We start from the raw sequence: 21,123 nt of genomic DNA, 5'->3' as shown, positions 1-21,123 counted from the left end.
GCTTGTCTAGCGCTGCGACGGTGCGCCGATCGACCAGCGGAAGCCGAACGGATCTTCGACCTGGCCGTAACGGTCGCCCCAGAATTGGTCGGCGAGCGGCATTGTCTCGGTCGCACCCGCATCAATCGCGCGCTGCCAGGCGGCGTCGGCATCGGCCACCTGCAGGTGCAGCGTCAGGCTCCCCGGCGGGCTGGCCGCGCCGCCATATTCGGGGAAGTCGTCGTTGAGCATCAGATGTCCGCCGTTGATCTTCAGGTGCGAATGCATGATGCGGCGGCCATCTTCCGCCAGGTGCGCGGGCATTGCTTCTTCGGCACCGAAGGCGCGCTTGTAGAATTCGACCGCCTCGGCCGCCTTGCCGTCGCGGATGGTGAGATGGGCGGTGACTCCGCCGGTGACCTGATCCTGTTCTGCCATGCGACTCGCTCCTTGCCTATTCGGACGCCCCTGCTTATAGGCGCGCGCTTCCAATCTATTGGAACAATGAAGAACGGCCCGGCCGAAAGGGCTGCCGTGGCGGTTCGAACACTCGCTCGCCTGATGCGAGCAAAAGGAGAGAAAATGCCCAAGCTGAAGACCAAGAGCGGCGTCAAGAAACGCTTCAAGCTCACGGCGACCGGCAAGATCAAGCATGGGGTCGCTGGAAAGCGCCACCGCCTGATCAGCCACAACGCCAAGTACATCCGCCAGAACCGCGGCACAGACGTTCTCGCAGACGCCGATACGGCGCGCGTGAAGGCCTGGGCGCCCTACGGCCTCAAGTAAGGAGTAGAGCGACATGCCACGCATCAAACGCGGTGTAACCACCCGCTCCAAACACAAGCGGATCCTCGATCAGGCGAAGGGCTATTATGGCCGTCGCAAGAACACGATCCGCATCGCCCGCCAGGCCGTCGAAAAGGCCGGGCAATATGCCTACCGCGACCGTAAGGTGAAGAAGCGCAGCTTCCGCGCTCTGTGGATCCAGCGCATCAACGCCGCGGTGCGCGCCGAAGGGCTGACCTACGGCCAATTCATCCACGCCCTCAAGCTCGCGAACATCGACCTCGACCGGAAGGTTCTGGCCGACATCGCGATGCACGAAGGCGAAGCGTTCAGCGGCATCATTGCGCAAGCGAAGAAGGCGCTCGACGGCAAGGACGCGCAGAAGGCGGCTTAAGCTTTAGCGGCTGGCGAAATCAGAGAGGGCGCCGGAGCGATCCGGCGCCCTTTTTCTTAGCGTGTTACCAAGGTGACGGCGGATCGGCTCGTTTTCGCTCACGGCCCTTCCACGCTTCAATGGTTGCTAAGGCAATCCTGAGCATGTGATCCAGATCGGCAACCGGCCCTTCCCATGTTTGCTCCATCTCTTCTTCAGTATCGTCGTTTGTGTCGATAGCCCGTGCCGTCACCGCTACCCGACCATCCTCCGGCGGATGCACACTAACTTGAAAGCATTCGAACGGTGGGTCGCCCGGCACGTGGAAGAACCTCGCTGGAGCGTCTGCCCATTCCGTGAACAGCGTGGAGCCAGTCGTCTTCACCCAGGCGTCGATTACGCCATCTACTTCGGCATACTCGCCCATTGCCGAACGATGCCCACGCTTCGAAACGTCTGCAATAGGCGTCATTGGCCCAGCCTCAGTAGAGCATCTCGTAAGCCGGGAGCGTAAGGAATTCCTCGAGCTCTTTGGCGGTGACCAACTCGTGCAGGAGCCGCGCGGCGGGGCGGAGGTTGAGGATGTCCTCGAGCTTGCCGAGTTCATCCGCAAGCCAATCTTCGAACAGGTCATGGGTGAAGTCGCGGCCGTCGTCGAGCGGTGCTTCGTACTTCAACCATTGCCAGAGCTGGGTGCGGCAGATCTCCGCCGTCGCGGCGTCTTCCATCAAATTGTAGAGCGGGACCGCGCCTTTGCCGCTCAGCCAGGCGGCGATGTATTGGACGCCGACGCGGATGTTTTCGCGGGCGCCGGCCTCGGTCCGGGGACCGTCATGCAGCGCCAGCATCGCGTCGCGTCCCGGCACATGATCGGGCCGCCGGGTGAGCTGGTTGGGGCCTTCCATCTGCTCGAACGCCTCGAGCGCGATCGGCACCAGCGCGGGGTGCGCGACCCAGGTGCCGTCGTGGCCATTGGTCACTTCGCGCAGCTTGTCGGCACGGACCTTGTCCATCGCCGCGCGGTTCGCCGCCTCGTCGCCCTTGACCGGGATGAAGGCGCTCATGCCGCCCATCGCGAAGGCGCCGCGGCGGTGACAGGTGTCGATCAGGCGCAGCGAATATGCCGCGAGGAACGCCTTATCCATCGTCATGCAGGCGCGGTCGGGCGTCAGCCGGTCGGGCGAGCGGCCGAGCCGCTTGATGTAGGAAAAGATGTAATCCCAGCGGCCGCAATTGAGCCCGACAATATTGTCGCGCAGCGCGTAGAGGATCTCGTCCATTTCGAACGCCGCGGGCAGCGTCTCGATCAACACCGTCGCCTTGATCGTCCCGCGCGCCAGGCCGAGCCACTCTTCGGCCGTCGCGAAGACGTCGCTCCACAGCGCGGCTTCTTCCATGCTCTCGAGCTTGGGGAGGTAGAAATAGGGGCCCGACCCCTTGGCAAGCGCCACCTTGGCATTGTGGAAGGCATAAAGTGCGAAATCGAACAGGCCGCCGCTGACCGGCGCGCCGTCCACGGTGACATGCCGCTCGTCGAGGTGCCAGCCGCGGGGACGGACCATCAGGACTGCGGGCGTCTTCCCGACCGCATAAGCCTTGCCGCTGGCCGGATCGGTGAAGCCCAGCTCGCCCCGCCAGTAAGCGCGCAGATTGACCTGGCCCCGGACGAGCTCGTCCCACACCGGCGAGGTCGCGTCTTCGAAATCGGCCATGAACACGCGCGCGCCGCTGTTGAGCGCGTTGATGATCATCTTGGCGTTGGTCGGGCCGGTGATCTCGACGCGGCGGTCCTGCAGGTCCGCCGGGATCGCACCGATCGTCCATTCGGAATCGCGGATGTGCGCGGTATCGGCGCGGAAGTCGGGCAGCTCACCCGCATCGAACCGCGTCTGCCGCTCGGTACGGGCCGCAAGAAGCGCGCGCCGGCGCGCGTCGAATCGGCCATGAAGGTCGGCGACGAACGCCAGCGCATCCTCGGTCAATATCTCCGCCACGCCCGCCAGCGCCGAAGGCGCGGCGACGGCGCGCGGCCGGTCGAGGACCTCGCTCACCCGCGCGCTTCTTGCGTGATCACGTAGCGCGTCGTGGCCTGCATCCGGTCGCGGAAGGTGAGCCGCTGCCATTCGGTGCGTGCCCGCAGTGCGTCGGGGAAGGGGCCCGAAATTTCCTCGGTGCCCGGAACGACCTCGTCGAACGTGCAGTTGCGATATTCGCCGCCGATCACCCAATAACGCTGTCCCATCTGTCTCACTCCTTATTCGGCAGCCACGAATTGCGCGGCTTCGGTGGATTCGCTCAGCGCGACGGTCGACGCCTGGCCGCCCGAGACTGCCTGGGCGATGGCGTCGAAATAGCCGGTGCCAACCTCGCGCTGGTGCCGCGTCGCGGTGTAGCCCGCGGCTTCGCTGGCGAATTCGGCCTGCTGCAGTTCCGAGTAAGCCGCCATGCCGCGCTCGCGGTAATCGGAGGCCAGTTCGAACATCGCATGGTTGAGGCTGTGGAAGCCGGCCAGCGTGACGAACTGGAACTTGTAGCCCATGGCGCCAAGCTCGCGCTGGAACTTGGCAATCGTCTCGTCGTCGAGCTTGGCCTTCCAGTTGAAGCTGGGTGAGCAATTATAGGCCAGCTTCTTGCCCGGGAAGCGCGCGTGGATTGCCTCGGCGAAGGTCCGCGCCTCTTCGAGATTGGGATGGCTGGTTTCGAACCAGATGAGGTCGGCATGCGCGGCGAAGGCCAGACCGCGCGCGATGCAATGGTCGAGCCCGGTGCCATCCTTGAGGCGATAGAAGCCTTCGGGCGTGCGCTCGCCGGTCAGGAACGGCCGGTCGCGCTCATCGATGTCGCTGGTGATCAGCTTTGCGCTTTCGGCGTCGGTGCGCGCGACGAGGATCGTCGGCACGCCGCAGACATCGGCAGCAAGCCGCGCGGCGTCGAGGTTGCGAATCGCGGCCTGGGTCGGGATCAGCACCTTGCCGCCGAGATGGCCGCACTTCTTCTCGCTGGCGAGTTGGTCTTCGAAGTGCACCCCTGCCGCGCCGGCTTCGATATAGGCCTTCATGATCTCGAAGCAGTTGAGCGGCCCGCCGAAGCCGGCTTCGGCATCGGCGATGATCGGCGCGAACCAATCGCGCTTGGCGCCGCCTTCCATATGTTCGATCTGGTCGGCACGCTGCAGCGTGCGGTTGATCTTGCGCGCCAGCTCCGGCCCCGAATTGGCCGGATAGAGCGATTGGTCGGGATACATCGCTCCCGCGGTGTTGGCGTCGGCCGCGGCCTGCCAACCCGAAAGATAGATGGCGTCGAGGCCCGCGCGGACCATTTGCATCGCCTGGTTGCCGCTCAGCGCCCCGAGCGCGCGCACCGGCTCGTCGCGGCTCAGCAGCTCCCACAATTTGAGCGCGCCGCGGCGGGCGATCGAATGTTCGACCGGGACCGAGCCGCGCAAGCGAAGAACGTCGGCGCTCGAATAGGGCCGCTCGATGCCGTCGAACCGTCCGTTCGGGCCTGCGACAACTTCGTCAAAACTTGCCATCGTTTGTCTCCACCTCGCCGCGTCCCGGCTTTCGATGGCGTTCAACCACGTAGGGCGACTGAAAGGCTCGGCAAAAATAGTGCGGTTGTCACAAATTGACTTGTCGATCCGTGCGGAAATTGACAGCCCTTGCGGAATGTCGACCAAGCTTTTCCTCGGCCATCGGCTCAAGCGCCTGCGCCGCGACCGGCAATTGTCGCAGACCGTGATGGCGCAGGGGCTTGGGATCAGTCCCAGCTACCTCAACCATCTCGAGCGTAACCAGCGGCCGGTGACCGCGGCGCTGCTGCTCAAGCTGGCCGAGCTCTACGACATCGACGTGCGTGCCTTTGCCGCCGGCGGCGGGACCCGGACCGGGCCCGATGCGCTCGCCGAAATCTTCGCCGATCGGATGCTCAGCGACCTCGCCGTACCCCGCTTCGAGCTGGTCGAGCTGGCCAATAATGCGCCGGCGATCGCCGACGCCGTCGCCCGCCTCTACACCGCGATCAAGGACGCTGCGCGCAATCCCGGCCTTGGCGAGGGCGACGACGCGCGCGCCCTGGTCACGCCCGAAAACTGGGTGCGCGATTATATCCAGGAGCACCGCAACCATTACCCCGCGCTGGAAGAGGCGGCGGAAACCCTGGGCGGCGCGCTCAGCGACCCCCTGTCGATGGCCGAGCCGATGCGGCGGCGGCTCAAGGAAGCGTGGGGGATCAGCGCCTCGGTCGTTTCCCAGGCCGAGCTCGGCAATGTCAGCCAGCTCTATGACGAAGGCCGCCGAATCTTCCTGATGTCGTCGCAACTGCGCGCCGAGAACCGCACCTTCGCGCTCGCCTACCAGCTCGCCCTGGTCGAATTCGCAAGCGTCATCGAGCGCATGGTGGCCGAGGCCGCGCCGCCCGACGAGGGCATCCGCCAGCTGCTCCACATGAGCTTGGCCAATTACGCCGCGGGGGCGATCATGATGCCCTACGGCCGCTTCCTCGCCAGCGCCGAGCAATATCGCTACTCGATCGACCGGCTGTGCGGCGAATATGGCGCCAATGTCGAACAGGTCGCGCACCGCCTGACCACGCTCGGCCGGCCCGGCGCGCGCGGCGTGCCCTTCTTCATGCTGCGGGTCGACCCCGCCGGCAACATCTCCAAGCGCTATGCGGGCGAGAATTTCCCCTTTTCGCGCTTCGGCGGCACCTGTCCGCGCTGGAACCTGCATGCCGCCTTCCAAGCCGCGGGCCAGCCGGTCACGCAATTGATCGAAACCCCCGACGGCCAACGCTACTTCACCGTCGCACGGACGATCGAGCGGCCGATCAAGACCGAGCTTGGCACGGGATTGCTGGCGATCGGTCTCGGCTGCGACATCCGCCATGCGCACCGGTTGCACTGCGCCGAAGTCTACGACCTCGCCAATGCGCCGGTGACCCCGGTCGGCCCCGCCTGCGCCATCTGCCCGCGCATCGACTGCAGCTATCGCGCGACGCCGCCGGCGGGGCGCATGCTCGCGGTCGACCGGACGAAGAAGACGATCTCGCCCTTCCCGTTCGTCCCCTAGCTTGCTCGCTGGGTCCCCCGGACACAGCTGCCCGAGCTAAGGCGCGACCGGGGCCCGCTCGAGTGCCGAGCGGTCCCATTTCGCCAGGTCCGCCGCAACATCGTAGGTCGATTGCAGGAATTCGCCGAGCATCCGGTCGGGGTCGTCGGCCGCGCGCACCTGATCGTAGGGCAGGATGAATTCGCCCCACGTGTCGTCGAACCGGCCGTGCGCGACTTGCGCCGCGCTGAAGCCATCGGGCGACGGGTAAGCGTAGCTGTAGAAGAACGGCTCGGCCTTGGCGGCGCCCGCGGCCCAGAAGCCCGCGCTCGACACCTCATGGCTGTACGCCTCGCGCGTGACGCGGTCGGGCAGGCCGGGGACGCCGCCCGGATGCGGCGGCGCGGTGCGGCCCGAGAAACGCGTGACGGCAAGATCGAAACTTCCCCACCAGAAGTGCACCGGGCTGGCCTTGCCGGTGAAGCCGGCGCGGAAGCGCGCGAAGGCTGGGAGCATCGCCGCCAGCGCCTCGCGCAGCCGCCCCGCCGAGGCGCGGCTGTAGTCGCGCGGCACCTTGTCCTCGGCAAAGGGCACCGCGCCTTCGATCTCGTTCGGCAGACCGTCGAAGCGCGACGGCAGGCCGTGCTGGTCAAGCAGCCGCACCAGCCGCTGGTAGAGTGCCGCGATGCTCCCGGCGTTGAGCGGCAGCTCCTCGCGGCTGCCGTCGCTGACCCACAGGACGACGGCATGACGGCACAGGTCGAGCGTCAGCGTGAAGGTGCGCCCGTCGCCAGCCGCGGTCGGCAGCGACGCGAGGCCGCGCGCATTGGGCTGCAGCGCGACATGCCAGCCGTGGTTGACCCAGGGCGCATGGGCGACGCGGATCTTGCCGATCATCTGTGCCGCGAGGTGCAGCACGGTCAGCGTCTCGTGATCCTGCTCGGCGCGAAGCTCGGGCCAGTCGCTCATGACCCGGACTGTAGCACGCGCCTTTGCATTTTGCGCGGGGGCGCGGCTAAGGCGCTGGCCATGTCCGACGACCTGCTCGACCAGATTGCCGCCGCCGGCTCGCTCCAGGCGCTGGATGCCGTGCGCGTGGCCGCGCTTGGCAAGTCGGGCAGCATCACCGCGATGCTCAAGTCCTTGGGTGCGATGGACCCGGCCACGCGCGCGGCGGAAGCGCCGAAGATCCACGCCCTGCGCGAGCAAATCTCGACGGCGCTGGCCGAGCGCAAGACCGCGCTCGAGGACGCCGAGCTAGATCGCAAGCTGGCGACCGAGACGATCGACCTGTCGCTGCCGGTCGACACTGGCCCGCGCGGCACCGTCCACCCGGTCAGCCAGGTAATGGACGAATTGGCCGAGATTTTCGCCGACCTCGGCTTTTCGGTCGCCGAGGGGCCCGAGATCGAAAGCCAATGGTATAATTTTAGCGCGCTCAACATGCCCGAGAACCATCCGGCGCGGGCGATGCAGGACACTTTCTACCTTGAGCCGAGAGAGGGCGAGGACGAGCCGCGCGTGCTGCGCACGCATACCTCGCCGGTTCAGATCCGCACGATGGAAAAGACCCCGCCGCCGATCCGCATCATCGCGCCGGGCCGCGTCTACCGGTCCGACAGCGACGCGACGCACACGCCGATGTTCCACCAGATCGAAGGCCTGGTGATCGACCGCGCGATCACGCTCGGCCACCTCAAGTGGACGCTGGAGACCTTCCTCAAGGCCTTCTTCGAGCGCAACGACGTCGCGATCCGCATGCGCCCGTCCTATTTTCCCTTCACCGAACCGTCGGCCGAGGTCGACGTCGGCTATTCGATCGAGAACGGCCGGCGCGTCGTCGGCGGGCAGGATGGGTGGATGGAAGTGCTTGGCAGCGGCATGGTCCACCCGCGCGTGATCGCCAATTGCGGACTCGATCCCGACGAATGGCAGGGCTTTGCCTTCGGCACCGGCGTCGACCGGCTGGCGATGCTCAAATATGGCATGGACGACCTGCGCGCCTTCTTCGACGGCGATATCCGCTGGCTCAAACATTACGGCTTCCGTGCGCTCGACGTGCCGACGCTGTCGGCGGGAGTGGGCGCGTGAAGCCGCAGTTCGTCACCCCACTTCCGCTGGTGTCGAGCGAAGTCGAGACACGTCCCTCGACTTCGCTCGGGACAAACGGACGCCGCTCATGAAATTCACTCTTTCGTGGCTGCGCGACCACCTCGACACCAATGCCTCGCCGCAGGAGATCGCCGACAAGCTGACCGCGATCGGACTCGAGGTCGAAGGCGTGACCAATCCCGCCGAGGCACTGGCGCCGTTCCGCGTCGCCCGTGTGCTGACCGCGGACAAGCACCCGCAGGCGGACAAATTGCAGGTGCTGAGCGTCGACACCGGCGACGGCGGGCCGGTCCAGGTGGTGTGCGGCGCCCCCAATGCCCGCGCCGGCATGCTTGGCGTATTCGGCCCGCCGGGCGCCTACGTCCCCGGCACCGACATGACCTTGAAGGTCGCCGCGATCCGCGGCGTCGAGAGCCGCGGCATGATGTGTTCGGTGCGTGAGCTTCAGCTGGGCGAGGAGCATGACGGCATCATCGAGCTTGCCGCCGACGCCCCCGTCGGCGCAGCCTTTGCCGAATATGCCGGGCTTGGCGACCCCGTGTTCGACGTCAACGTAACCCCGAACCGCCCCGATGCGATGGGCGTCAACGGCATTGCCCGCGACCTTGCCGCCGCCGGGCTAGGGACGCTGAAGCCGCGACCGGTTGCCGAAATCGCGAGCGGGTTCGACAATCCGGTCCCGATAAGGGTCGAAGACGGCAGCGGCTGCGCCGCCTTTGCCGGCCGCCTGATCCGCGGCGTTCGCAACGGGCCGAGCCCCGACTGGCTGCAGCAGCGCCTGAAGGCGGTCGGACTGCGCCCCATCTCCGCCCTCGTCGACATCACCAACTTCTTCTCGATCGACGCGGCGCGACCGCTGCACGTCTATGACGTCAAGAAGCTGCGGGGCGGAATCACGGCGCGGCGCGGGCGCAGGGGAGAGCGCTTCCTCGCGCTCAACGACAAGGAATATGATGCGACGCCGGACGATTGCGTGATCGCCGACGACAGCGGCGCCATCGGCCTTGGTGGCGTGATCGGCGGCGAAAGCACCGGCGTCGACGACGGCACCACCGACGTGTTGCTCGAATGCGCGTGGTTCGCGCCCGAGGTCATCGCCGCCACCGGCCGCCGCCACCAGATCATCACCGACGCGCGTGCGCGGTTCGAGCGCGGCGTCGATCCACTGGCGATTGCGCCGATGGTCGAGGCGGCAACGGCGATGATCCAGCAGCTGTGCGGCGGCGACGCATCACAAGTGACCTTCGCCACCACCAAGGCTTGGGCGGACGTGATCGCCGAGCGCACTGTCCCCTTCCGCAGCGCGCGCGTAGAGGCTCTCGCGGGAATCGACTTGCCCGAGGCCGAGCAGCACGCGACCCTCGATCGCCTCGGTTTCCGCATCACAGGCAATGGCGTGGTGCCGCCGAGCTGGCGTTCCGACATCGACGGCGAGGCCGACATCGTCGAGGAAGTCGCGCGCATCCACGGCTACGACAATGTGCCCTCGACGCCGCTGCCGCGGGCCATGGGCGTTGCTCAACCGACGGCCACGCGATCGCAAATCGTCGAGCGGCGCCTGCGCCGCACCGCGGCGGCGCGTGGGCTCGACGAGGCGGTGACCTGGAGCTTCATTTCCGAAAAGGAAGCTGCGGCTTTTGGTGGCGGCGAGTGGCGGCTGGCCAACCCGATCAGCGAGGAGATGAAGGTCATGCGGCCCTCGCTCCTCCCCGGCCTGATCGCCGCCGCGCAGCGCAACCTCAACCGCGGCGCGACGAGCGTCCGCCTGTTCGAGATCGGGCGGCGCTACCTTGGTGAGCGCGAGCATCCCACGGCGGCGTTCCTCATGGTTGGCGACGCGCGGGCGCGGCACTGGCAGACGGGCAAGGCGAGGGATTTCAGTGCGTTCGATGCCAAGGCCGAAGCGGTATCGCTGCTCGAAGCGGCTGGTGCGCCCGTCGCCAATCTGCAGGTTTTCCCCGACGCGGGTCCGACCTGGCACCCTGGACGCTCGGCGACGCTACGGCTTGGGCCCAAGACGATTCTCGCTGCCTTCGGTGAGCTGCATCCGAGGCTGGTGCGCGAGCATGACGCGCCGGGCGGCTGCGTCGCAGGGGAAATCTACCTCGATGCAATTCCGGCGCAACGCGCATCGGGCCGTGCCCGCGCCGCCTATGCGCCGCCGCCGCTTCAGGCGATCACGCGCGACTTCGCCTTCGTCGTGCCCGACGGCGTCAGCGCCGACGCGGTGATCCGTGCCATGCGCGGCGCCGACAAGAACGCGATCACCGACGTGCGCGTCTTCGACCGCTACCAGCCCGACGGCGGCGAACTCAGCCTGGCGTTCGAAGTGACCCTCCAACCCGGCGACAAGAGCTTCACCGAAGAGCAGATCGCTGAAATGTCGCGGCGCATCGTCGCTGCTGCGGAAAAGCTCGGCGCGCGGCTGCGCAGCTAGTTGAGGCGGTTGATCGCCGCGTGGACCGCGGCCTCGACCGCGCTTCGTTCGAGCCCCGGGGGAATGGTTTCGCCGACGCGGATGGTGATCGTGCCGGGGCGCTTGACCAGGCCGCGGCCCCACAAGCGCCCGCTGTCGAGCGCGATCGGGACGACCGGCAGGCCGAGTGCGCGGTACAGCCCCGCGAACCCCGCGCCCAGCGCCGGCGCTTCGCCATGCGCCACGCGCGTGCCTTCGGGAAAGATCAGCACCGGCCGGCCCGTCGCCAGCGCGGCCTTGCCCGCCTTGAGCATGTTGCGCAGCGCCGCCGCGCCCGCTGCACGATCGACCCCGATGACCCCGTAATTGCGTGTCGCCCAGCCAAAGAAGGGCATTTCGGTCAGTTCGCGCTTCATGACCACGACGGGCTGTTCGGTCAGCCGCACCATTTCGATCGTTTCGTACATGGATTCATGCTTGACCGCGATCAGGTACGGCCCCGACGGGATTTCGCCTTCGAGCCGGCTGTGGATGCCAAGCACGTTGCGGCACAGCCAGCCGTGGAAGCGGGACCAGGCGCAGACCGTGTCGCGCAGCGCCTGTTCGCTGAGCATGCCAGCGACGAAGCAGCCCGCCACATAGACCAGCGTCCCCGGATAGAAGAGCGCCGCGAACAGCAGCGAACGCAAGACCGCCATCAGATGTCGGCCCAGACCGCGACCCGCCGAAGGACGAACTTGTTATATTCGCCGAACAGGGTGAGGAAGCTTGGTTCCGAGCGGACGGCGTCGGTGATCATGTCGAAATCCTGGCCGAGCACGCGGCGGAATTCGTAGCGCGCGCGGCGCATGTGCCAGTCGCTGGTGATCAACCGCAGCGAATCGTAGCGATTCTTCTGCAGCCAGCGCGCGGCTTCCTCCGCGTTCGACCGGGTATCGACCGATTCGCTGCCCAGATCGATCGCGGAACGCACGTTGCGCGCGCGGCTGCCGAGCCGCCGGGCAATATCGGCCTTGGTCACCGAAGGATCGGCGCCGGCGACGAGCAGGCGTTCGGCCTTGCCGTCGCGCAGCACGTCGACCGCATGTTCCAGCCGCCCGCTGCCGCCGGTCAGGACGACGACGGCATCGGTCGTGCGGGCATCCGCCTTGGCCGGCTTGCCCAGCGTGAAGGCGAAGGCCATGAAGCCGATCGCGTAGATGAGGAGCAGGAGGGAAAAAGCGCGCGCGATCATAAGGCCTCGCGCAATGCTTGAAGGACCGTGCGCCGCGCAACCCACGTCGCGACGATCGTCAGGACCGCAGGCAGGATCGCAAGCAGCGCCAGGTCGAGCAGCGACAAGCTGAGGCCGCCGGTCATGCCGCCGACGAAGGTCGCCCCCGCCGACAGGATGAGCAGGACGACGCCCGCCGCGGCGGCGCCGGCAAGGCTTCCGGCCAGCGCCTCGATCGCGATCTTGCGCTGGAACAAGTGCGTGACCTGGAGGTCGGTCGCCCCGACGCCGTGCATGACGTCGATCGTGGAGCGGTGCGCTTCGAGCGCCGAGCGGGTCGCAAGCACGACCGCCGCTGCCCCCGCCGCGGTCAACAGCAGCACCATCCCCAGCGCGAGCCACTGCAGCGTCCGCAGCGAACCGAGCAATGGCCGCAGATTTTCGACTTGCGAGGCAAGCGATGCGCGCGGCGCAACCGCGCGGACGCGCGCCTCGACCGGGGCGAGCGGTGCACCGGGCGCGATGTCGAAATGGATCAACGCCGGCACCGGCAGGTCCGCGCTTTGCGCCGCGGGGCCGAGCCAGCGCGCGAGCGTCTGGCGCATCTTGGCTTCGGGCACGGCTTCGACCGACGTCACGCCGGGCGCGGCGCGGATCGTCTCCACCAGCCTCGGCAGGGCGTCGCTGCCGCCGGGCACTTGCAGCGAATAGCGGTTGGCGACCGACGTCCCGACTTGGCTCGCGGCGTTCGACAAGGTCAGGCCCGCGGCCGCGACGATGACGATCGAAAAGCTCATGATCGCGATCACCCAGGGGGTCGCGCCGCGCTTGCGCTCGCCGCCGAGCAGCTTGCGTTCGGACCCCGGGGCGAGGAGCCAGTCGAGCATCATGCTTCCCCCGGATCGGCGATGACGGCGGGTTGCGCAACGCGCCCGTGGGATCGACCATCGTCCCGCCCTCCAGCCGGATCATCTGCGCGCCCGGCGTAGCGCTGATCAGGCTGACGTCATGGGTCGCAACGACGATCGTCGTGCCGAGGCGGTTGAGCGCGGTGAACAGGTGCAGCAGCCGCGTTGCCATGTCGGCATCGACATTGCCCGTCGGCTCGTCGGCGACCAGCAGTTCGGGCCGGGCGATCACCGCGCGGGCGATGGCGACGCGCTGCTGCTCCCCGCCCGACAGCGTCGCGGGCCGCGCGCTCGACCGATCGGCAAGGCCGACCCACGCCAGCATCTCCCGCACCGGGCCTTCGATCTCCCGCTCGCCGGCGCCGGCGATACGCAGCGGCAGCGCGACATTGTCGAACGCGGACAGATGGCGGATCAGCCGGAAATCCTGGAACACGACGCCGATGCGGCGGCGGAAGGCGGGAAGCGCGTCGCGCGGGGCGTCGGCCAATTCCTCGCCAAACAAGCGGATTCGTCCGCGCGTCGGCCGTTGGGCGAGGTAGAGCAATTTCAAAAGCGAGGTCTTGCCCGCGCCCGACGGGCCGGTGAGGAAGTAGAAGCCGCCCCCGTCAGCCGGAAATCGAGGTCGCGCAGCACTTCGGCGCCCGTGCCGTAGCGCAGGCCGACGCTGTCGAACTCGACGATGGCTGCCAGCGGACTTGCCCTTCCCCACATCCTTGCGCTGCCTTGGCCAAGCCTGCCTTGCCAATGCGCGCGCATTCCTGTTTACCGGCTGAGAACCGCTCCGGAAGAGGGCTTTTGCGCGATGCTGCTCACCTGCCCGAATTGTGGCACGCAATATATGGTCAAGGACGGCGCCATCCCGCCGCAGGGCCGGCAGGTGCGGTGCGCGTCATGCAAGCATAGCTGGCACCAGGATCCCGAGGCTGTCGAGCCTGTGGCGGAGGACGGCCCGCAAGAGGTTTGGCCGGTGACCCCGCCCGCCGAAGACCCGCCCGCCGAGCAGCCATTCGCCGGAGCACCGTCCGCCGAGCCCGAGCCCGAGCCCGAAGATGAATCACTGGCCGCGGCGACCTTGATCGAGCCGCGCAGCGGACCCGAAGCCGAAGAACGTGCGTATGAAGCGGCGATGGTCGCCGAGGATCCGGCGACGCAGGCGCCGGTGCCGACCGACGAAGCTGAACCGGCACAGCCTGCACCCATGCCGGGCGCGCCAGTGCCCGAAGCGCAGCCCGAATTCGCCGCTGCGGCGACGGCTGATGCCGACCCCCAGCCGGCCCAGGACTGGCGCGAGCCGCCGCTTCCGGAAGCGCAGGACGACGAGTTTAGCCCGTTCGCCGCGCGCGACGACGAATTCGAATCGAAACGGCGCAGTCCGATCGTCAAGATCCTGATCGTGGCATTGATCGTCGCGGCGCTTGCCGCCGCATTCTGGTTCCTCGCCCCGGCCGAGTTGAAAGCGCGCGTCGGCCTGGTCGATGCAGGGACCAGTCCGCTTGCCCTGGTCACCACACACATGGACCGGCAAAAGCTGGAAAGCGGCAACGAATTGCTGACCGTCACCGGGCGCGTGATCAATCCGACAACCAAGGAGCAAGCGGTCCCGCCGCTTCAGGCGCAGCTCAAGAGCCGCACCGGGCAGATCGTCTATAGCTGGACCATTGCCCCACCCGCGCGGACGCTCCCCGCCGGCGCCAGCGCCAGCTTCAACAGTGCCGAGGTCAACGTCCCGCCAGGCGGCGATGAACTCACCATCACGCTCGGCGGTCCGCCAGCCTAATTCATTCGAATTCAATGAGTTGGGCGGGGATTTTTGCCTGACCGCGCTGCATTTCGATCATCGCTGGGCGCGCTCGCGGGGCGTGGCGGTTGGGCCGTCCATCCATGTGCAACTGCGCACCGGCAACGATCCGGACGGTGGCCCGCGCCTGCACCCGCGGTGTCGCCGGTTGCGGCGCCGACAGGGCGATGGCAGAGGCAAGCAGCGTCAGCATATTGGCTGCCTAACGCCTTCGCCCACGAATGGTAAACGCGTTCGTAAGGATTGTGCCAAAGTGGACCATTTCCGCCGCGCCGCCGGCGGCATTGCGCGCCGAATAGGCCGATGCTAGAGGCGCGCGCTCTCCAGTAGCGGCGCTTCCTGGCCCGCTTCATTCATGACGTGCGGTCGTGGCGGAACTGGTAGACGCGCAGCGTTGAGGTCGCTGTGGCCGAAAGGCCGTGGAAGTTCGAGTCTTCTCGACCGCACCATCTTTCCATGTCAGGCGCGAATGCGTCGCAGGAGCGCCTTACGGCGAATGGGGCCGCGCGTCCCCGGCCGCCAGTGCGGGCTGCGGCGTAACGTGAATCAGGCCGAGGCGGACGATCGACTTGGCCCCGCTGATCTCGAAGCTGGCGTCGAGGTGCGATGCGATTTTCGCCGCGGCGGCGGATGGGGCGGCCACGCGCACGGCGTAGCGGCCGTATGGAATGCGTTCGAACAGGAAGAATCCATCGAAGTCGGTCTGGGTGCGCTGGACGACCTTGCCTGCGGCATCGATCAGCTCAAGCTCGACACCTTCGACGGGCACGCCGCCGCTTTTGACGATCATCCCTTCGGCATCGCCGCCGCCGACCAGGCCGATTTCGACCTCGGCCGGGATGCCGGGCCGCGGCACTACGACCTGCAGCGCGCGCTTGGGCGTCAGCATCGGGTCGGTCAGGCTGGTCTGGTCGATCCCGACGGTGATCGGAGCATAGGCCGGCAGCCCGGCGACGGTCACCGCGCCCTTGGCGTCTGTCGGCCGGTCGGACGGCCGCGTGCCTGCAAGCACGAGCGCGCCTTTCTCCAGCGGCTCTGACGGTTCGCGAATCCCGTTGTCGTTGAGGTCGCGATACACCGTTGCCCGAACGATCCCGTTCTGGGCGAGCGGGGTGCGCGACAGCCGCATCCCCTGGCGCGGATCGAGCGAGAAGTTAAGGTTGACGCCGAGCGCAACGGCGCCGTCGGTCGACGCCTCGCCCGTGAGTGCGATGGCCAACGCGTTCAGGCGGCGGATGTGCGAGATCCGCGCTCGGCCGCGCCTGGCCTCGGCTTCGTAGACAAGGTCGCCTTCCCAATCGACATTGTCCGACGCCGACCAATAAGCCGACAGCTCGGCCGAGCGGAAGCGTGCCGACGGCGAGACGTCAAACGTCGCGCCGCCGCGCAAGCGCACGTCGCCGACCCGGCCGGTGCCGATCAATCCCCAATTGACCTCCGGCGGGGGCGCGCCGCCGCGCGCATCGAAGGTCTTGCGATATTTAAGATCGGTGGCGAGGTTGAAGCCCTGCAGATTGGCGGCCAGGCGCGCCGCGGCTTCGACCTGGCGCGTGCCGTCGGGCCGCTCGCGCAAATGCACGTCGGCGTGCGCCGGAAGCGACGTTCGGCCGATTTTGATCGGCGCATCGAGCGCCACGCGGAGGTCGCGCACGCTCTCGCGGCGCTCGCCCTGCAAATGAAAATCCTTTGCAATAAGTGCTTCGGCGTTGACGTTGACCGGGCCGATCTTGCCCAGCAACTGCGCCCGCGCCGCAACGCCGCCGCCGGTTTCCCGCGCAGCGCTGACTTCGACCATGGCCGATCCGATCGAACGGCGGACATTGCCCTCGACGAAGGTCAGCCGCTCGTCGTTGACCAGCATGGCGCGCGCAAGCACGCCGACCGACGTGCGTTGATCCACCCCATGTTCGATCGCCGCCGCAGCCTGCGCCTTCGGCAGCGCGCTGCTGTCGGGCGGCTTGGTCAAGGCCAGGAGGTCGCGCCCGGGCTGATTGACGCCGGCCCAATACCAGGTTTTTCCCTTGGGCACATTGTCCTGGCCGACGTTGACCTGCTCCTCGCGCGTTCGCTCCTGCCCCTGTGGGCCGTACATGCGGATTTCGATGCGGTTGTCGCCGTAGAGGAGCTGCACGTCCTCGAACACGTAGCGCTGGTCGGCCGATGGCTTGGCAAAGCCGAGCAATTCGCCGTTGCGGTAGATTTCCGCCTCCCAGCCGAGCGGCAGATCGCCTTCGAAGCGGGTGCGGTCGAACGCCGTTTGCGCGACAAGCGGGCGGTTGGTGACGATCCCGCCGCGCCCGCCGGCCGCCGATCCCGACAGGCGCGTCGCATAGCCGGCAACGTCGCCCAGGCCGAAATGCGTCGCCTTGAGCGGTCCGAGCAGCTTTCCTTCGGGGTCCGAGCGGAAAGCGCGCAGGCGGACATTTTCCGGCAGGCCCTTCTGATTGGTGGTCAGCTGCGCGTCATAGGACAGGCGCGCGATCTCGCCCGCGGCATAGACCGAGGTCTGGCGATCAACGCGCATGCCGTCGCTGGCGCGATAAGTCAGGCCGGCATTGACGACGAAGTCGAGCGCCGGCGCGCGCCACATGCGATAGGGCAGCCGCACCTGCGGCAGGCTGCCGAGGTCGAACGACGCCTTCTTGATCATTTTCGCGCGCTGCGTGCGCTCGATCGCCAGCTCGACCGGCAGTTTGTCCTTCGAATCAAGCTTGAGCACCGATCCCGCGGTCACCGCCTTGACCCCGATGCCGAACCAGCGCGTCAGCGCGGCGGTGTCGGCACACCAGCCTTCGGGGGTTTCGCGAATGGTGCCCGGCGCGATCGGCTCGCTGGCGGCACCGAAGCGCGCGGTCATGGTCGCGAGGTCGATGGCGATCCGATGCTTTTCCTTGAACGCCCAGCCGCTGGCGCGCTTGGCGGTCAGGTCGATGCGCATCGGCACGTCGAGCGCGGTCAGAAAGTCGCCTAAGACGACACAGGTGCCTTCGGGCGTGGCGTAGGCGCGCACGCCGTCGCCAAGCCGAAGCTGGCGGATGTTGACGTCAAGAAGGAACTGCGTTTCCGGATCCGCGGTCCAGGCCTCGCTTTGGGCGCCAGGCGCGGATGCAGCAATGCTGCCGGCGCCAAGCGCCAGCAGCATCGCGGCTTTGCCGAGCCAGGTGCGGCCAAAGGCCATCACGCGGATCCGATCGTGCTCCGTTCCGCCTAGCGCAGCACTGCCTGGGTTTCGGCGATGACCTTCGCGCCATCGTCGAAGGTCTCGGCATATTGAACGGTGACCGGCCCGCTCAGCTGGCCAGTGAACCGCTCATCGATCGGAATGGTCACGCGGCGCTTGTCGACCTCGGTATAGACCGCGACCGTGCGCTGCAGCGCGATCGGCGTCTTCACGCCGGGCTTGAGCACGCGCACTTCGCCGAAGGTCGATCGATTGCCCTTGCGGCTGAGCTCGAGCGAGACGGCTTTCTTGCCGTCCTTGGTGTCCAGCCGGACATCGGCGATCGCGGCGGTCGCGGACAAATTGCCGAGGCGCACGATGACCGGGATGGTGACGCCATAGACAGGCGTGATCTGGAAGCTGACGCCCTTGGCCTCGGTCGGCGCGCTGGCCTGCACCACCGGCGTCGCCGGCGGGATGGCGCGGAACAGCAAATGGACGCGATATTCGCCGTCGGCCACGCCCTGGGGAACGCGCGCGCGCAGGCGGATCGCCTGCGGCTCACGCGGGGCGAGGGTGACTCGGCGCGGGGCATAGACGATCATTTCCTCGGCCAGTTTCTCGGCCGCGCTCGGCGCCACCACGTCCTCAAGCCCGCCTTCCGCGGTCATGCGCCGGAATTCGACCGAAACACGATAGGTCGCGGGCTCCTCGCCGATGTTGTTGAGGATGATCTCGGTCCCCTTGCGCCCGTCGAGCACGACACGGGTCGGTGCGACCAGCAGGTCGCCGACGCCGGCGCTGGCGGGCATCGGCAGGGTGAGGAGCGGCGCTGCAACGGCAAGCGCGACGAACGTTCTGGTCCACAGCTTCATGGAATTGCGATCCCCCTTTGGCTCCGAAGTCGAGCCGGTCTCATCCGGTGTGGGGGAAAATGGTTGATTTTCTCTCAACCATGATCGTTTCGCGCGCGCTTCGCTCGCCTCAATAATCGACGGTGACGTTGAACGTCCCGACATAGGAGCCGGCGGCCGTCGTCGAATTGACCGTGATCGCCCCACCGAGCGAGAAATCGACCCCGCGGTTGCCCGAATTGGGCAAGGTCACCGTCCCGGGATTGTCGACCACCAGGGTGAGCGTGCGGCTGGGATCGCCCTGCTTGACCAAGGTGACGTTGGGGGCGGAGATCCGGACCGGTGCGCTGTTGCTGCCCGTCACATTATATTTCGCGACTTGCGGGGCACCGCTGCACGTCACCCGGGGGCTGGTGCAGCTGAACGCGCCGGCGCGGCTGATCCCGATCGTCGCGTTGGACCAGGTGCCGGTAGTCAGGACGACCGTTCCGAGGTCGAGGTTTTGGACCCAGGTCACGGTGATCGGCTTGAGCACGCTCGCCGACACCTTGGCCGACTGGCTCGCGGCATGCGCCGCGCTCGCGACCGGCACGAAGCCGGTCAGCGCGAGCGCTGCGAGAATAAGCCGGAAACGCACGGGCCAGTCACTTTCGTCGAACGGAAATGTTCGATGCTGCGATACCGCCGAAATGGTTGATTTTCCCTCAACCATGATCGGCATTGCCCTGCGCAGGCATGAAAAAGGGGCCGCCGATCGCTCGGCAGCCCCCTGTCCACAAGCGGCCGTGACCGGCCGCGGGAAAGCTTAAAGCTTATTGGTAGTTGGCGGTCACGTTGAAGGTGCCGGTATAGACGCCTTCCGGGGTGTTGCCGGGAACGTTGATCGAGCCGCCCAGGTTGAACGCGCCCGCGCCCGTTCCGTCGAGCGTGACGGTTGCCGGGAACGACGGCGTGAACGCCAGGGTGTTGCCGCCATTGACCAGGTTGAAGCCCGGCGACGTTACGCCGACCGAGGCATTGGCGCTGCCCTGCAGCGTGTAGCGAGCCGAGGTCGGGCTGCCGGAACAGGTCATGTTGACGCCGCCGCCGCAACTCACGGCGCCAGCGCCGCTGATGGTAACGGCTTCAGCCGCGAACGTCGTGTTGTTGAGCACGACGACACCGAAGTCGAGGTTGCGGTCAAAGGTGATGCTGAGCGGCGTGTAGATACGCGCCGTGGCCGTCGCCTGCTGGGTCGGCGTCGCCGCCTGGGCCGGAGCCGACGTCAGCGCCAGAGCCGCAATCGCGCCGGCAGTCGCAAGAATCTTCTTCATCTGGAAATCCCCTATCGAAACATCGCGGCTGTCCGAGCTCGCCGGGCCATCCGTGGGGCTGCTATTAACCCTGCCCGCTTACGGCTTCCCTCAAGGGCATGGTTAACGGCGGATTAGTCTTTCCGCCGAGATGGAGCAGGCTTACGGATATTCGACCGTAATCGGCAGATCTCCGCGATATTCGCCCTCTGCTTCGCCGCGGATATGAAGGCGGCCGCCGAAGCGGAAGCGCAGCGTGCCGGTCGAATCGAGCCGCGGCACCGCCGGCAGGTCGCTAACCATTTCGTCGAAACCGATCGCGTTGCCGGCGGCGGAATGGAGCGTGATCTGGCGCGGCAGATCGACGCGAACGACGCGATTCGGCTCGCCTCGCACGATCGCCGAGCCGACCATCGCACGGGGACCGACCTGGCCGATCATGCCGAGCGCGCTGGTCGTGCCATCGGGCCGGATCACCGCCGAGCCCTCGCCGTCGCCGAGCAGCACCAGACGGTCGAAGCTAAGGCTCGTCTCGATCTCCAGCGCCACCGGCGCGCCCTCACCGCTGCCGTCGCGCGCGGTGACCGGCGTGTCGCACAAGCGGCATTGCGCGTCGGCGCGCTTCAGCGGCACGGCCAACACCGCGACCGCAGCGCTGACCATCAGGAGGCGAATGAGGTTTGCCACGCCTGCCGCTCTATTGGGCAAAGCTCTAAAACAGGGTTAATGCCCCGGTAATCCCGCGTGGAGGACGAAGCGCGCATGGACAAGATCGAGAAGAGCGACGCCGAGTGGCGCGCGGAGTTGACCCCCGAGCAATATCGCGTGCTGCGCGAGGGCGGGACCGAGGCGCCGTGGAGCGGCGAATTGCTGGGCCTGAAGGATGATGGTGCCTTCCGCTGCGCGGCGTGCGGCGAGCCGCTGTTCGACAGCGCCGACAAATATGACAGCGGCAGCGGCTGGCCGAGCTTCACCGCGCCGATGCGCGACGAGGCGGTGAGCGAACATCACGACCACAGTCACGGCATGACACGGACCGAGGTCCGCTGCGCCAGGTGCGACGGCCACTTGGGGCACGTCTTTCCCGACGGCCCGGGCCCCGAAGGGCTGCGCTATTGCATCAATTCCGCCAGCCTGGCTTTCGACAAGGCCGCACAAGAATAGCCCGCGGACTATTGTCG

Annotated in this window: 22 protein-coding genes, 1 tRNA gene and 1 pseudogene; 8 read left to right on the top strand and 16 right to left on the bottom strand. The window is 67.1% G+C overall.

Annotated features, from left to right (window positions below; genetic code table 11):
* Positions 1-6: 6 nt before the first annotated feature.
* Positions 7-417 carry a VOC family protein gene (locus H9L13_RS01695; RefSeq protein ID WP_187538470.1) on the bottom strand — a complete coding sequence of 137 codons (411 nt, stop codon included), beginning with the start codon at positions 415-417 and terminating at the stop codon, positions 7-9.
* Between the two features lie 144 nt (positions 418-561).
* Here H9L13_RS01695 and rpmI point away from each other — a divergent pair, with 144 nt between their 5' ends.
* Both rpmI and rplT read left to right on the top strand, forming a co-directional pair.
* Positions 562-765: a 50S ribosomal protein L35 gene (rpmI, locus tag H9L13_RS01690; protein ID WP_187538468.1), complete on the top strand. Its 204-nt coding sequence runs from the start codon at positions 562-564 to the stop codon at positions 763-765.
* A gap of 13 nt (positions 766-778) precedes the next feature.
* Entirely contained in the window at positions 779-1,159 is a 381-nt protein-coding gene (gene rplT / locus H9L13_RS01685; RefSeq protein ID WP_187538466.1) for a 50S ribosomal protein L20, read from the top strand.
* 64 nt (positions 1,160-1,223) lie between these two features.
* Here the strand turns inward: rplT and H9L13_RS01680 are convergent, their stop codons facing one another.
* The 4 genes from H9L13_RS01680 to aceA are packed head-to-tail and all read right to left on the bottom strand — an operon-like array spanning position 1,224 to position 4,670.
* On the bottom strand, positions 1,224-1,610 hold the full coding sequence (locus H9L13_RS01680; protein ID WP_187538464.1) for a hypothetical protein: 387 nt from the start codon (positions 1,608-1,610) through the stop codon (positions 1,224-1,226).
* A 10-nt stretch (positions 1,611-1,620) separates the two neighbouring features.
* Positions 1,621-3,189: a malate synthase A gene (aceB, locus tag H9L13_RS01675; RefSeq protein WP_223176465.1), complete on the bottom strand. Its 1,569-nt coding sequence runs from the start codon at positions 3,187-3,189 to the stop codon at positions 1,621-1,623.
* Positions 3,186-3,380, bottom strand: a complete 195-nt coding sequence (locus H9L13_RS01670) for a DUF4170 domain-containing protein (protein ID WP_187538459.1) — start codon at positions 3,378-3,380, stop codon at positions 3,186-3,188. The genes aceB and H9L13_RS01670 overlap by 4 nt, the downstream gene beginning before the upstream one ends.
* 12 nt (positions 3,381-3,392) lie before the next feature.
* Positions 3,393-4,670 carry an isocitrate lyase gene (gene aceA, locus H9L13_RS01665; RefSeq protein WP_187538457.1) on the bottom strand — a complete coding sequence of 426 codons (1,278 nt, stop codon included), beginning with the start codon at positions 4,668-4,670 and terminating at the stop codon, positions 3,393-3,395.
* Between the two features lie 136 nt (positions 4,671-4,806).
* On the opposite strand from aceA, the gene H9L13_RS01660 reads away from it, so the two are divergent.
* Complete coding sequence (locus tag H9L13_RS01660; protein ID WP_187538455.1) at positions 4,807-6,207, top strand: helix-turn-helix domain-containing protein; 1,401 nt, start codon at positions 4,807-4,809, stop codon at positions 6,205-6,207.
* Positions 6,208-6,243: 36 nt separating this feature from the next.
* Here H9L13_RS01660 and H9L13_RS01655 read toward each other — a convergent pair whose 3' ends face one another.
* Positions 6,244-7,155: a DUF5996 family protein gene (locus H9L13_RS01655; protein WP_187538453.1), complete on the bottom strand. Its 912-nt coding sequence runs from the start codon at positions 7,153-7,155 to the stop codon at positions 6,244-6,246.
* Between the two features lie 60 nt (positions 7,156-7,215).
* Here H9L13_RS01655 and pheS point away from each other — a divergent pair, with 60 nt between their 5' ends.
* Together pheS and pheT are read left to right on the top strand one after the other, a co-directional pair.
* Positions 7,216-8,277: a phenylalanine--tRNA ligase subunit alpha gene (gene pheS, locus H9L13_RS01650; RefSeq protein ID WP_187538451.1), complete on the top strand. Its 1,062-nt coding sequence runs from the start codon at positions 7,216-7,218 to the stop codon at positions 8,275-8,277.
* Between the two features lie 88 nt (positions 8,278-8,365).
* Positions 8,366-10,735, top strand: a complete 2,370-nt coding sequence (gene pheT, locus H9L13_RS01645) for a phenylalanine--tRNA ligase subunit beta (protein WP_187538449.1) — start codon at positions 8,366-8,368, stop codon at positions 10,733-10,735.
* On the opposite strand, the gene H9L13_RS01640 is transcribed toward pheT, so the two are convergent.
* The 4 genes and pseudogenes from H9L13_RS01640 to ftsE all read right to left on the bottom strand — a co-directional run.
* Positions 10,732-11,412 (bottom strand): lysophospholipid acyltransferase family protein, encoded by a 681-nt coding sequence (locus tag H9L13_RS01640; RefSeq protein WP_187538447.1) that lies wholly within the window; start codon positions 11,410-11,412, stop codon positions 10,732-10,734. The genes pheT and H9L13_RS01640 overlap by 4 nt on opposite strands.
* A complete protein-coding gene (locus H9L13_RS01635; protein WP_187540456.1) occupies positions 11,412-11,948 on the bottom strand; it encodes a YdcF family protein in 537 nt (178 codons plus the stop codon). The genes H9L13_RS01640 and H9L13_RS01635 overlap by 1 nt, the downstream gene beginning before the upstream one ends.
* Entirely contained in the window at positions 11,945-12,817 is an 873-nt protein-coding gene (locus tag H9L13_RS01630; RefSeq protein WP_187540454.1) for a cell division protein FtsX, read from the bottom strand. The genes H9L13_RS01635 and H9L13_RS01630 overlap by 4 nt, the downstream gene beginning before the upstream one ends.
* A 22-nt stretch (positions 12,818-12,839) precedes the next feature.
* Positions 12,840-13,528: pseudogene (gene ftsE, locus H9L13_RS01625) on the bottom strand (cell division ATP-binding protein FtsE); the annotation flags it as partial.
* Positions 13,529-13,640: 112 nt separating this feature from the next.
* Between ftsE and H9L13_RS01620 the strand changes: the two are divergent.
* Complete coding sequence (locus H9L13_RS01620; RefSeq protein WP_187538445.1) at positions 13,641-14,615, top strand: zinc-ribbon domain-containing protein; 975 nt, start codon at positions 13,641-13,643, stop codon at positions 14,613-14,615.
* A gap of 1 nt (position 14,616) precedes the next feature.
* Here H9L13_RS01620 and H9L13_RS01615 read toward each other — a convergent pair whose 3' ends face one another.
* Positions 14,617-14,829: a hypothetical protein gene (locus H9L13_RS01615; RefSeq protein WP_187538443.1), complete on the bottom strand. Its 213-nt coding sequence runs from the start codon at positions 14,827-14,829 to the stop codon at positions 14,617-14,619.
* 169 nt (positions 14,830-14,998) lie between these two features.
* Between H9L13_RS01615 and H9L13_RS01610 the strand changes: the two genes are divergently transcribed.
* Positions 14,999-15,085, top strand: a tRNA-Leu gene (locus tag H9L13_RS01610).
* 38 nt (positions 15,086-15,123) lie between these two features.
* Here H9L13_RS01610 and H9L13_RS01605 read toward each other — a convergent pair.
* The 5 genes from H9L13_RS01605 to H9L13_RS01585 form a co-directional block, all read right to left on the bottom strand.
* Entirely contained in the window at positions 15,124-17,814 is a 2,691-nt protein-coding gene (locus H9L13_RS01605; RefSeq protein WP_187538441.1) for an MSCRAMM family protein, read from the bottom strand.
* Between the two features lie 29 nt (positions 17,815-17,843).
* Entirely contained in the window at positions 17,844-18,671 is an 828-nt protein-coding gene (locus H9L13_RS01600; protein ID WP_187538439.1) for a fimbrial biogenesis chaperone, read from the bottom strand.
* A 109-nt stretch (positions 18,672-18,780) separates the two neighbouring features.
* Positions 18,781-19,287, bottom strand: a complete 507-nt coding sequence (locus tag H9L13_RS01595; RefSeq protein ID WP_187538437.1) for a DUF4402 domain-containing protein — start codon at positions 19,285-19,287, stop codon at positions 18,781-18,783.
* A 175-nt stretch (positions 19,288-19,462) separates the two neighbouring features.
* The gene (locus tag H9L13_RS01590) at positions 19,463-19,963 is read right to left on the bottom strand and encodes a DUF4402 domain-containing protein (RefSeq protein ID WP_187538435.1); all 501 of its coding nucleotides are present in this window, start codon (positions 19,961-19,963) and stop codon (positions 19,463-19,465) included.
* 141 nt (positions 19,964-20,104) lie between these two features.
* Positions 20,105-20,629 carry a DUF4402 domain-containing protein gene (locus H9L13_RS01585; RefSeq protein WP_187538433.1) on the bottom strand — a complete coding sequence of 175 codons (525 nt, stop codon included), beginning with the start codon at positions 20,627-20,629 and terminating at the stop codon, positions 20,105-20,107.
* Between the two features lie 75 nt (positions 20,630-20,704).
* On the opposite strand from H9L13_RS01585, the gene msrB reads away from it, so the two are divergent.
* Positions 20,705-21,106 carry a peptide-methionine (R)-S-oxide reductase MsrB gene (gene msrB, locus H9L13_RS01580; RefSeq protein ID WP_187538431.1) on the top strand — a complete coding sequence of 134 codons (402 nt, stop codon included), beginning with the start codon at positions 20,705-20,707 and terminating at the stop codon, positions 21,104-21,106.
* Positions 21,107-21,123 lie beyond the last annotated feature (17 nt).

Source organism: Sphingomonas lutea (assembly GCF_014396785.1).
GTDB classification, from domain to species: Bacteria; Pseudomonadota; Alphaproteobacteria; order Sphingomonadales; family Sphingomonadaceae; genus Sphingomicrobium; species Sphingomicrobium luteum.
This window is presented reverse-complemented; position numbering and strand designations above follow the sequence as displayed.